Origin of the sequence: Methyloglobulus sp. (assembly GCF_046714055.1) — a bacterium.
In the GTDB taxonomy this organism is placed as follows: Bacteria; Pseudomonadota; Gammaproteobacteria; order Methylococcales; family Methylomonadaceae; genus Methyloglobulus.
The window spans coordinates 1-10,310 of the sequence record NZ_JBKKBJ010000271.1 but is presented as its reverse complement, the minus strand read 5'-3'; the positions used below and the strand labels follow the sequence as shown (position 1 = coordinate 10,310).

General features: G+C 47.3%; 12 protein-coding genes and 1 pseudogene. 5 read left to right on the top strand and 8 right to left on the bottom strand.

The window, feature by feature from the left end; all coding sequences use genetic code 11:
• Positions 1-2,726: mechanosensitive ion channel domain-containing protein (locus ACLQ6D_RS16205; protein WP_411728347.1), on the top strand; the 2,726-nt coding region annotated here is incomplete at its 5' end.
• Positions 2,727-2,927: 201 nt separating this feature from the next.
• On the opposite strand, the gene ACLQ6D_RS16200 is transcribed toward ACLQ6D_RS16205, so the two are convergent.
• Positions 2,928-3,128, bottom strand: coding sequence for a hypothetical protein (locus ACLQ6D_RS16200; protein ID WP_411728346.1), 201 nt, complete (start codon positions 3,126-3,128; stop codon positions 2,928-2,930).
• Positions 3,129-3,272: 144 nt separating this feature from the next.
• Here ACLQ6D_RS16200 and sugE point away from each other — a divergent pair, with 144 nt between their 5' ends.
• The 4 genes from sugE (at position 3,273) to ACLQ6D_RS16180 (ending at position 4,903) form a co-directional block, all read left to right on the top strand.
• Entirely contained in the window at positions 3,273-3,593 is a 321-nt protein-coding gene (gene sugE, locus ACLQ6D_RS16195) for a quaternary ammonium compound efflux SMR transporter SugE (protein WP_411728345.1), read from the top strand.
• Positions 3,593-3,880 (top strand): sulfurtransferase complex subunit TusB, encoded by a 288-nt coding sequence (gene tusB / locus ACLQ6D_RS16190; RefSeq protein WP_411728344.1) that lies wholly within the window; start codon positions 3,593-3,595, stop codon positions 3,878-3,880. Before sugE ends, tusB begins: the two co-directional genes overlap by 1 nt.
• Entirely contained in the window at positions 3,874-4,206 is a 333-nt protein-coding gene (locus ACLQ6D_RS16185) for a TusE/DsrC/DsvC family sulfur relay protein (protein ID WP_411728343.1), read from the top strand. Before tusB ends, ACLQ6D_RS16185 begins: the two co-directional genes overlap by 7 nt.
• A gap of 442 nt (positions 4,207-4,648) precedes the next feature.
• Positions 4,649-4,903, top strand: coding sequence for a hypothetical protein (locus tag ACLQ6D_RS16180; protein ID WP_411728342.1), 255 nt, complete (start codon positions 4,649-4,651; stop codon positions 4,901-4,903).
• 127 nt (positions 4,904-5,030) lie between these two features.
• Here ACLQ6D_RS16180 and ACLQ6D_RS16175 read toward each other — a convergent pair whose 3' ends face one another.
• From ACLQ6D_RS16175 to ACLQ6D_RS16145, 7 genes and pseudogenes are all read right to left on the bottom strand, one after another.
• Entirely contained in the window at positions 5,031-5,366 is a 336-nt protein-coding gene (locus tag ACLQ6D_RS16175; RefSeq protein ID WP_411728341.1) for a type II toxin-antitoxin system HicB family antitoxin, read from the bottom strand.
• A gap of 94 nt (positions 5,367-5,460) precedes the next feature.
• Positions 5,461-5,616, bottom strand: coding sequence for a hypothetical protein (locus ACLQ6D_RS16170; RefSeq protein ID WP_411728340.1), 156 nt, complete (start codon positions 5,614-5,616; stop codon positions 5,461-5,463).
• A gap of 133 nt (positions 5,617-5,749) precedes the next feature.
• The gene (locus ACLQ6D_RS16165) at positions 5,750-6,145 is read right to left on the bottom strand and encodes an RNA-binding S4 domain-containing protein (protein WP_411728339.1); all 396 of its coding nucleotides are present in this window, start codon (positions 6,143-6,145) and stop codon (positions 5,750-5,752) included.
• A gap of 8 nt (positions 6,146-6,153) precedes the next feature.
• A complete protein-coding gene (gene ispH, locus ACLQ6D_RS16160; RefSeq protein ID WP_411728338.1) occupies positions 6,154-7,098 on the bottom strand; it encodes a 4-hydroxy-3-methylbut-2-enyl diphosphate reductase in 945 nt (314 codons plus the stop codon).
• A gap of 36 nt (positions 7,099-7,134) precedes the next feature.
• A complete protein-coding gene (gene rraA / locus ACLQ6D_RS16155) occupies positions 7,135-7,620 on the bottom strand; it encodes a ribonuclease E activity regulator RraA (RefSeq protein WP_411728337.1) in 486 nt (161 codons plus the stop codon).
• A gap of 38 nt (positions 7,621-7,658) precedes the next feature.
• On the bottom strand, positions 7,659-9,800 hold the full coding sequence (locus ACLQ6D_RS16150; RefSeq protein ID WP_411728336.1) for a sodium-translocating pyrophosphatase: 2,142 nt from the start codon (positions 9,798-9,800) through the stop codon (positions 7,659-7,661).
• A gap of 387 nt (positions 9,801-10,187) precedes the next feature.
• A pseudogene (locus ACLQ6D_RS16145) lies at positions 10,188-10,310 on the bottom strand (IS1595 family transposase); the annotation flags it as partial.

Sequence of the window (10,310 nt, the reverse complement as noted above, 5' to 3'; positions counted from 1 at the left end):
TTGTCCGGGTCGAATTGTTAAAATCTAAGCTGCAATTATTGAATATCCAGAAAGAACTGCTGAGTCCGGCCATTATCGCCATCGAAAATCTCGTTAACGAGCGGAAACAGCAGGAAGCGATCCATTTGGAGAATGAACTGACCCAAGCTGAGAAAACGGCTTCCGGCAAGCACAGCCTTATCCAACAGGCTGCTCGGGAGAATATTCAGTACAGCCGCGATTTGCAGGCAATTACTGCCAAGATTGAAACATATAGTGAACTTAAAAGTAGAGTAGATGCTACCGCAAGCGAAATTGAGGCTGATTTTAAAAGTGCGGAAAAAAAAATCAGTTTGGCAGGGTTAAGCCCTGTTTTAGGCAAAATCCTTCGTGAACAGCGGCGCAATTTAGCCAGCCAGGATCAGCTTATCCTGGCGTCCGAAGCGATCCAAAACGAGACGGCTTTAACCAGTCTCGAACAATTCAAGATTGAAGACAAACTCAAGTCATTTTCGGATATGGATGGCTATTTAAAAGACTTGATGAGTCAACACGTTGATAATGCTTTGCCCGCCGATAAACGTATGATGATACAGGCGGAGCTAAGGGTGTTGTTGAATAACCAGAAAGAGTTATCAACCAAGCTGTCGGCTGCAGACACCGCCTATTTGCGTACCTTGGGTGATTTTGATTTTGCCAAGCAACAGATGCTAGCCCAGGCCAATAAATTTGCCGGTTATCTGGATGAGCGTTTGCTATGGGTGCCGAGTTCAGCGCCGATCAATTCTGACTATTTGCGTGGGCTTTACGATTCAATCAGTTGGCTGTTGTCACCGCTAAACTGGGTGGCATTGATTAAAGACACCGCAATGATTGCCTGGCAAAACCTGTTTCTTACTTTTATCGCCATAATAGCTTCAGCGGTGTTGCCTATGGTCAGGAATTGGGCAAAACGGCAATTGATGACGATAGCGGAAAAAATTGAAAAAATTTACACCGACAATTTTTACTTCACGCTGAAAGCGCTCGCTTACACGCTAATCCTGGTGTTGCCTTTGCCGTTATTTGTTTATTTATTGGGTTGGTTTCTCAGTGGCAATTCGCATGGCGCCGATTTTAGCAAAGCGGTTGGCGCAGGTTTACAAAGTACCGCTGTTCCCTTGTTTGTGCTGCAATTTTTTTATCGTTTGTTTGCCGCTAACGGAATAGCAGTAAGGCATTTTCAATGGCAAAAAAACTCTGCTAACTTGTTAAAAAGGCAGGCTGCCTGGTTACGTTTTGTTATTGTGCCGGGTGTTTTCATCATCAATAGCACTGGCGCATCGGCGTTGTCCAGTCATAGCGATAACCTGGGACGTTTGGCGCTCATAGTCATTATGATTGCACTGTCGGTGTTTTTTGCCAGATTGCTGAACCCAACGACCGGATTATTGCAGGCTTACATCAAAAATCATCCCGATGACTGGTTTACCAAGCTACGTTATATCTGGTATCCACTGATTCTTTCCATTCCCCTCGTGATTGTCGGGTTTGCGGTGGCGGGTTATTACCTGAGTGCCTTGGAATTGCAACAAAAGCTGATTGCCACGCTGCGGCTTATATTTATCATCGTCCTTATTCATGAAATGGCTATTCGGTGGTTAACGCTCGTCAATCGGCAATTGGCGTTAAAAAATGCCAGGCAAAAACGCAAGACGGCTGCGCTGAGTGAAAAACAAGTGTCATCGGAAGAAGGGGTTGGTGGTGATGATCCGGCGCTCCCGGTTGATGAACAACTGATTGATATACCCACTATTAATGCACAAACAATCAAGCTGCTAATTGTGTTTATCGGTATTAGCCTGATCGTCGGGTTCTGGATGATTTGGAGCAATATCCTCCCGGCTTTTTCATTTTTGGACCGTATTGAGCTTTGGCAGCATCTAGTGACTATTGATAATCAGGAAAGCTATCAGCCGATTACAATGACTAATCTGTTAATGGCCGGGCTGTATGTTTTTATTGTGGTTGTATCGGTACTAAATTTTTCCGGGCTTATGGAATTGTTAGTGTTCAGCCGCTTGTCCATAGCGGCAGGCGGTCGCTATGCTGTCAATCAATTAGCCAATTACCTTATTATTGCTATCGGCTTTATTTGTGTTGCTAATCAATTGGGCGGCAGTTGGTCACAGGTACAGTGGCTGGTTGCGGCACTGAGTGTGGGTCTGGGTTTCGGGTTGCAGGAAATTTTTGCCAATCTCGTCTCTGGTATAATCTTATTATTCGAACGGCCAATCCGGGTCGGCGATACGGTAACCATCAACAACGTGACGGGCAAAGTTAGCCGTATCCAAATGCGTGCTACAACGCTTATCGATCGGGATAAAAAGGAGCTGATTGTGCCCAATAAAACCTTTATTACCAGCCAGTTAGTCAACTGGACTTTGAGCGATACGGCCACTCGAATCGTTATTCCCATTAGTATTGTCTATGGTTCAGATGTAGAGTTGGCACATAAGGTGATGATTGAGGCGGTACGGGCTACGCCGTTAGTGTTGGAAGATCCTGCTCCTGGCGTGGTGTTCGTTGGTTTTGGGGAGAGTGGATTGGAGTTTTCTATCCGGGTTTTTGTCGGTGAACTAGGGAACCGCGTGCCTGTTACCCACAATTTGCATGTCAATTTGGAAAAGATGCTGCGTGAAAATAACATTGAAATACCTTTTACACAGCGAGACATTCAAATTCGATCTATAAACAAGGACGCGTGAAGTTAACCTTAGGGAGCCTCTAAAAATCCAGAAATCTCCTTTCTCCCTTCGGGAGATAGAGTCTTGCGTAAACTCAAGGACTCATGATTGACTGTTGGCGGGGCTATTCACCTATAGCATATTATCCGCATTCACGATTCTCTTGCACGGTTTCTGGTTTGTAAACAGCAAGCCTAATTTTTGACATTTTATTGCCGAAACTTAAATTAGCAAAAACATAGGGCTAGGTCTAAATGTCGAAAGATGCATCGTCATTCCGGCACGGATAGGCGGCGAGGATTCCATATCCTCTTCCGCACTTCCTCCATCCATGGAGGTCGCCGGAATCCAGGGGCCAGGGAAGGTATCCATGCCGACTGGATGTGACGGTAAGCGCTTGATTTTCCGTTGATGAAATGCCAACAGAACTTGGGCAATTTTCTATTTGAACAAGCAAATTAGCGTTATTTGAGTGGAAGAAAGCAAATAGGCGTGTGATTTGCCTATTGGTTGTTTGGATTGATAGTAAAATAGCCTTTCTTAAAAATAATCAGTTAGGGGTGTCTATTGGCGTGGTTCTTATTGTTTTCTGCAGGTTTGACGGAAATCGTTTTCGCTTTGAGCCTTAAATATAACCAGGGTTTTACTCGCTTGATTCCTAGTTTGATTACCCTTGCATCGGGTGGTGTGAGCCTGTTTTTGCTTATGGAGGCGATTAAATTTCTTCCAGTAGGTACTGCTTATGCGGTTTGGACAGGTATGGGCGCGGTAGGTGTTGCGATACTGGGCATCGTATTGTTCAAAGAATCCACTGAACCTTACAGGTTATTATCTATTTCCCTGGTTATTTTTGGTATTATCGGACTTAAGCTGACTGATAATAATTAATGCTCCACCTGATTTTTCGATCACCCATTGACCCCGCAATCCTGGATAGAATAGATTCCGGCGATGTTGCCGTGTTCCTCGAAAGCGCCGTGTTAGGCGTTTTGCAAAAAGGTAGGTTAGCTGATGTGCTAATCGCTAAGCTCAACTGCAACCGTCTATATGTGTTGTCTGAGGATATGGCAGTCAGGGGTATACTTGTGCCTGAGCTGGTGACAGGATTGGAGGCCATAGACTACTCAGGTCTCGTCAAACTTACCGTAGAAAACCCGTTGATTACATCATGGTAGTGATGGTTAGTGGCCTGTCTTTAGAAACAACGGAGCAGTGCTTTCTAGTGAACAGGCTGGATTGGAGCGAAGAAGTAGCAGTACACCTTGCCCAACAGGAAAACATAACGCTCAGCGACCAGCACTGGGAAATTATCTTGTTCATCAGGTCGTACTATGATCAATACAAACATTTGCCGAATACGCGGATGTTTATCAAGGCGATAGCGAAAACATTGGGTGATGACAAAGGCAATAGCCGATATTTACACCATTTATTTCCTGATGGCCCCCTGAAATACGCTTGTAAACTAGCAGGACTGCCCAAGCCGCCAACCTGTTTGTAATCAATGGGGTGGAATAGCCAGCATGTCAAGATATCCAGAACTGTATATCATTGTATTACAGGATGTTATTCAGTTAGTAAATGGACTTTAGATCATAAATTTATTGTCGTTAGACCAAAAATATGGTAGATGTACTGAAATTACAATCACTTGTTATGCGGCCTGAGGTTGCTCAGAAACTTGAGGTAAGGATATGGTTGAGAAGTCATGGCTAGAGAGGCATCTTGCACTGGTAATGGCAATAGTCGGTGTGCTCTCTGGTGTAGTTAGCGCAACCGTCACCCACTATTTGACGAGAAGTCGCGTGCTGGAGGAAAGCCACCTCGAACTAAGAAAGAAGGCATATTCGGGGTTTCTTGAAGGTCAGGCCTTACTTTGGCAGGCGCCATAGAAAGGTGAGGAAGCAAATCGGCTGATAACTGCGGCAAAGCTCAATATCCTCTTGACCGGATCTCGCAGTGTTGTGTGTTCGATGGCGAGCTACTGGAGCCATGTCAACAAGTATCAGGATTGCTCTGACGTGGAAGAGAAAAAGAAAGACGCTGCTATCTATCAGGAGATGCGGCGGGAGTTCTTCATATCCCTAGGCGTCGCCGATCCAGATCTGGATGCTGCCGTAGTAGTGCCGTACCTACGGGCTTGTGTGCTGCCAGGGACAGAGGTGGATCGACTGTGCGAGAGCCCTGATGCGGGATGAGTTTACAACCCCGTTTCTAACGCTTCCCTAGGATTGAGCTTTGTCGCTACTCTTACCCGACATGAAACCTTACGGACGGGACAACTTGCCCTGTCCGGCATCCGGAGTATTCCATAAAAGTTATAAGTTATTGGTTAATGGCTCGGTTAAACGCCTCAGCAGCCCACTGGTTAAGGCTTTTTCCAGCTAGTTGTGCTGCCGTTAATGCCGCAGCGTGAATTTTTGGCGGCACCCGCAACATCATTTTCCCGCTGGCCGTTTTATCGGGCTCTTGTCCCAGTTTTTCGCAAGCATCCAGATAATCATCCACGGCGCTTTTAAACGCTGTACGCAATTCAGCGACTGATTCGGCATGAAATCCGACAATATCTTTAATCCCTGCCAAATGTCCAACAAAGATGGCATCCTCATCGTCGTATTCGATACGGGCTGAATAGCCTTTGTAGGTCATAGTGTTGCTCATGGTGCAAATCCTATACGGGTTAAAAATTCTCTGACATCTTTAATGCGATACCGGAGCGCTTCTTTTTGTGGGTGCGGGCGATGGAAGGACACCTTCATCCCATTTTTTCAAAAGTTACTGATGACCCACTGCCTTCAATAACTCTACAACCCACTGCAACCAATAAGGATTCAATTCGAGACCATTCGATATTGCCGTTGTCTGGGCTTTCGAAAATGGCCTTAAGGGTTTTTTGATGGGTTTTGTCCATGTTTAGTAGATAGCGTAATAGGCTATCAAACGCAATCTTTTAATGCTACCACAAAGTGTTTGTCAACATGGAAAACTACACGATACGTGCGTTAAATAGGATGCTGCCGAAATAAGGTGGCGCATCGGTTGAGCTAACCCTGCTTGAAACGATGGATTAAGCGCCGCTCTTTTTTGTTGGGTTTATGATCGATTCCGGTAAAGTTGAACAGTTCTTTTTGTTCGCGCTGTTCCTGGATTCGATGTTGACGTTTGGCAAAGCTTTCCGGCGTTTCCAGATAGAGCAGCAAGGCATCTTTGGCGGAGCGCCGCTGCCCAGTGATGGCGGCAATGCTTATCTCCCAGGTATAGCCGCTCTTGTTGACGGTAATTTCTGTGCCGATTTTGACATCTTTTCCAGGTTTGGTTCGCTGTCCATTGACATGCACCTTCCCGCCGGTGATGGCATTCGTTGCCAGTTTGCGGGTTTTATAAAACCGGGCAGCCCAAAGCCATTTATCCAGGCGAACGGCATCAATTTCCGCTGGCATGAATTAAGTTAAGCCGATTTTTTCAATCCTCTGGGCAAGGAGAATACTACCTTTTCTTCAATACCTTTTAGTTCGGCGGCAGTTTGTCCGCCCCACGCCTTCAATTGGTCAATCACTTCTTGTACCAGCACTTCAGGTGCGGAAGCGCCCGCCGTGACACCGACAACTTTACTGTTTCCAAACCAGTCTTTTTGCATATCCTGGGCGGTGTCGATCAGGTAAGCGGGTTTACCGAGTTGTTCGGCTATTTCCCGCAAGCGGTTGGAATTAGAACTATTGGGTGAACCAACAACCAGGATGGTGTCCGCCGTTTTGGCTAGATCATAAACCGCATCCTGGCGGTTTTGTGTGGCATAACAAATATCATCCTTTTTCTGTTCCTGGATGGAGGTAAAACGCGTCCGCAAAGCGTCGACCATCACCTTGGTGTCAGTCATTGACAAGGTTGTTTGGGTGACATAAGCCAGATTATCGGGATTATTGACTTTCAAATTAGCGACATCTGCAGGAGTTTCCACCAGATAGATTCCACCATTATCGGTACATTTATCATATTGCCCCATGGTGCCTTCCACTTCCGGATGTCCGGCATGACCGATCAGGATGACTTCACGGTCAGACTTTGCATGTTTGGCGACTTGTAAATGTACCTTGGTGACGAGGGGGCAGGTCGCATCAAAAACGGTCAGTTTGCGTTCCACAGCTTCTTTTTGTACCTGCTTGGATACGCCGTGAGCGCTGAAGATCAGGTAGGAGCCCACAGGCACATCCGATATGTCTTCAATAAAAATAGCGCCTTTTTCTTTCAATCCGTCAACAACAGTCCGGTTGTGGACCACTTCATGCCGGACATAAATGGGGGCGCCAAAGGTTTCCAGCGCCTGATCGACAATATCAATGGCGCGGTCAACACCGGCACAGAATCCACGGGGGTTAGCGAGTACGATTTGCATGGTTTGACTTCTACGGTTGGTTAGTGTATTGCTATTTTAACTCAACATCGTTTCAGATACGATGATTCCATCCGTATCGGCATATAAAAAATGATCTTTCCTGAAATTGACTCCAGCAAAAGTAATCAATACGTCACGGTCGCCCGTGTCTTTTCCATGGCAAAGCAAGGGATGTGCATGTAGCGCCCGGATGCCAATCGGAATTTTGTTTAACAACGATGTTTCCCTGATACAGCCATAAATAACAATACCTTGCCAGCCGTTTTCAAAAGCCATTGTTGCCAGTTGAGCGGCCAATAGGGCGCATCGATGCGAACCGCCGCCATCAACGACCAATACCCTGTTATCCCCTTTTTCTGCCAGGATTTTTTTTAGCATCGCATTATCTTCGAAGCATCTCAGCGTGGCGATCGAACCGCTAAAAGCCTGATTGCCACCGTATGAGCGCAACAAAGGTTCGGCAATCTGAAAGTTTTCTTTGCCGGCATAGGTATCACAGAGATAGGCGGTAGTTAAATTCATGTGTATTTCTTGACTGAAAGAAATCGAAGTTAATGATGCTAAAAACTCAACCACCCTGACCCAAATGAACTGGCAAAGACAAGGCTCACAATGGTCATCAGTTTGATTAAGATATTCAGGGATGGGCCGCTGGTATCCTTGAAGGGGTCGCCAACGGTGTCGCCAACGACGGCGGCTTTGTGCGCATCCGAGCCTTTGCCGCCATATTGTCCGGTTTCGATCCATTTTTTCGCGTTATCCCATGCGCCGCCAGCGTTTGCCATCATCACCGCCAGCAGAAAGCCCGACAACAATGTGCCAACCAATAGGCCAGCCAGCGCTTCTTTGCCCAGCACATGACCGACAACAATGGGAACAATGACCGCCAATGAGCCGGGCAAAATCATTTCACGTAGTGCGCTTTCCGTGCTGATAGCCACGCAGGCCTTGTAATCAGGTTTGCCTGTGCCTTCCATTAAACCGGGTATTTCATGAAATTGCCGTCGCACTTCCAGCACAATTTCATGCGCCGCTTTGCCCACTGCCATCATGGTGAGGGCAGAGAAGAGATACGGCATCATAGCGCCAATCAGTAAACCGGGCAGCATGGTGGGGCCTAGGATGTCCAATTGCTCAATTTTGGCCGCTGTCACATAAGCGGCGATTAATGCCAATGCGGTCAAAACGGCTGAGCCAATAGCAAAGCCTTTGCCGGTAGCGGCAGTGGTGTTTCCCAAGCTATCAAGCGCATCAGTACGATGCCTGACTTCCTTAGGCAGATGGCTCATTTCAGCAATACCGCCAGCATTATCGGCTACTGGCCCGTAAGCATCAGTCGCCAGGGTGACTCCCAACGTGCTCAACATGCCAACACCCGCCAGCGCGACCGCGTATAGGCCGGCAGCGAGCGTGCCATCGGCCTTATGTCCCAGCCATATACTGAGGAGTATGGCAAAAGCAGTGATGAGTACCGGCAAGGCAGTACTCATCATGCCCACGGCTAAACCTTGTATGATCGTGGTTGCCGCTCCCGTTTGGGTTGCCTTGGCAATCGCCAGTGTCGGTTTTTCGGTATAGGAGGTGAAGTGCTCAGTTGCGTAAGCAATGGCGTTTCCGGCCACTAAACCGACCACAATAACCAGCCAATAATTGAAGTGTAAGCCTGACAGCAACACAGCCAGTAAAGAAAGGCCCAAAATAACCACGGAAGCGCCCCAAACGGAGCGCCGTAGCGCGGTCAATAAGTCTTCCAGGCTAGCGTTTTCGTCAATTTTTGCCACATATCGGCTCAGATAAATGACGATTCTGGAGATTAGCGATGAGTCGGCGGCTGCATTGGCATCCTGATTTTCAACTGGCTCTTTGCCAATCACCATGTAAATCCCAAACAGGCTGGAGAGGACACCGACGGCAGCAACCAGAAACGGCAAGCCGATAAATGCAACAGTTGAGCCTTTGCCCAATGCCGCGCCCAGTGTTGCGGCGGCAATAATGGAACCGCTATAGCTCTCAAACAAGTCTGCACCCATACCCGCGACATCACCTACATTATCGCCCACGTTGTCGGCAATCACGGCGGGATTGCGCGGATCATCTTCCGGGATGCCTTTTTCAACCTTGCCCACCAGATCAGCGCCCACATCGGCAGCTTTAGTAAAGATGCCGCCGCCTACCCGGGCAAACAGGGCGATACTGCTGGCACCAAAACCAAAACCAGTAATATAAGTCAGATGATTGGGGTCGTTGTTAAAGAACAGGTACAGCAGCGTCATACCAATAAGGCTGAAGCTGACGACAGACATGCCCATAATAGCGCCACTGCCAAAGGCAACCCGTAAGCCTTCATGGAGTCCGCGACTGGCAGCAGCGGCAGTGCGGGTGTTGGCGCGCACGGCAACATACATGCCCAGATAGCCGGCACCGGCTGAGGCAATTGCACCCGCAACAAAACAAAACGCCGTCTGCCATTGCAAGAATACGGAAATGACGGTGGCGACGATCACCACAAAAATGGCAATAACGCGGTATTCGCGTACCAGAAAAGCAGACGCGCCTTCCTGAATAGCTAAACCAATCTCGCGCATGACCTCATTACCCTGGTCGTAAGCAAGTACCCGTTTTAATTGCCAAAGTACAAATCCGACTCCGGCAATACCCATCGATAAGGCAATAACAATTGATGCTGATGTTGATAACAGCATAGTTTCCACTCCTCTGGTTTATTTTAATTATAAGTTTTTTTTAGCGGTGTATGGCGAGCAAATAAGTGCATTATTCTTAGGGTAGGGATTATACCTATTCACTGATGACTGTATACATTTTGTGTGGGGATGAGTTAATTCCCATTTGCCGGGGAAGAGGCTAAACGAGTGCAACAGGGATTACTGCGCTCGCAACCACAGAAAAAGTGGGCAATTCCGGCTTTTTCGTTTCGTAAAATATTGAAGCTGCTCGTTAAGACTGGATTGGTCTTGCGGTTAGGGTGGACGTTATATATCCATAAATAGCATCGGTATGCCGTAAGTTAAAACAAAATAGCTAAAGGCAAAAATAACGCTTTCACTGGTTCTATACAAAACTTCTCCTGATTAGCAAGCTGCTTCAGCCGAGCGAAGCCAAGCACCAGATCGTGGCCCGATGGCAATGGCGGCCACAAGCAAGCGCATCGGTAGCGTATCCAACCGAAATCGGCGGTTAAACCGATAGGCGAA

Bases quoted from the DNA above. Each gene is read 5' to 3' on its own strand.
- ACLQ6D_RS16165 (WP_411728339.1), bottom strand. From the start codon at position 6,145: ATGCCAGCGGAAATTGATGCCGTTCGCCTGGATAAATGGCTTTGGGCT.
- ACLQ6D_RS16175 (WP_411728341.1), bottom strand. From the start codon at position 5,366: ATGAGCAACACTATGACCTACAAAGGCTATTCAGCCCGTATCGAATAC.
- ACLQ6D_RS16185 (WP_411728343.1), top strand. From the start codon at position 3,874: ATGGTAGTGATGGTTAGTGGCCTGTCTTTAGAAACAACGGAGCAGTGC.
- tusB (WP_411728344.1), top strand. From the start codon at position 3,593: ATGCTCCACCTGATTTTTCGATCACCCATTGACCCCGCAATCCTGGAT.
- ispH (WP_411728338.1), bottom strand. From the start codon at position 7,098: ATGCAAATCGTACTCGCTAACCCCCGTGGATTCTGTGCCGGTGTTGAC.
- rraA (WP_411728337.1), bottom strand. From the start codon at position 7,620: ATGAATTTAACTACCGCCTATCTCTGTGATACCTATGCCGGCAAAGAA.
- ACLQ6D_RS16170 (WP_411728340.1), bottom strand. From the start codon at position 5,616: ATGGACAAAACCCATCAAAAAACCCTTAAGGCCATTTTCGAAAGCCCA.
- ACLQ6D_RS16150 (WP_411728336.1), bottom strand. From the start codon at position 9,800: ATGCTGTTATCAACATCAGCATCAATTGTTATTGCCTTATCGATGGGT.